This is a genomic window from Flavobacterium solisilvae, from assembly GCF_012911605.1.
Taxonomy (GTDB): domain Bacteria; phylum Bacteroidota; class Bacteroidia; order Flavobacteriales; family Flavobacteriaceae; genus Flavobacterium; species Flavobacterium solisilvae.
In genome coordinates this window covers 1-243 of sequence record NZ_JAAMPT010000040.1, presented here as the reverse complement: position 1 = coordinate 243, position 243 = coordinate 1, and the positions used below count along the sequence as shown (strand labels likewise).

The window sequence follows — 243 nt, the reverse complement described above, 5'->3', positions numbered from 1 at the left end:
AGCGATGCCGAAGCAGGATTAAACCCTATCCAAGACTTGGCTACTTACCAAGTACAAACCGGAACGTATTGGGTTAGAATAGAAAACAACCTTACAGGCTGTTACATCACCGATAGTTTTGCTGTTATTGTAGAACAACTAGCCGAACCAAATATCGTAGCATCGACAAACATTGCGTGTGTGAATTTTGGCGAAACGACGGTCAACAACACTTTGGTTTTAGACAGTCAAGTAACCGGAAAT

1 protein-coding gene is annotated in these 243 nt (G+C 42.0%); it reads left to right on the top strand.

Annotated elements, in window-relative coordinates; genetic code table 11:
- On the top strand, positions 1-243 hold a 243-nt coding region (locus G6042_RS00190; RefSeq protein ID WP_169522309.1), incomplete at both ends, for a hypothetical protein.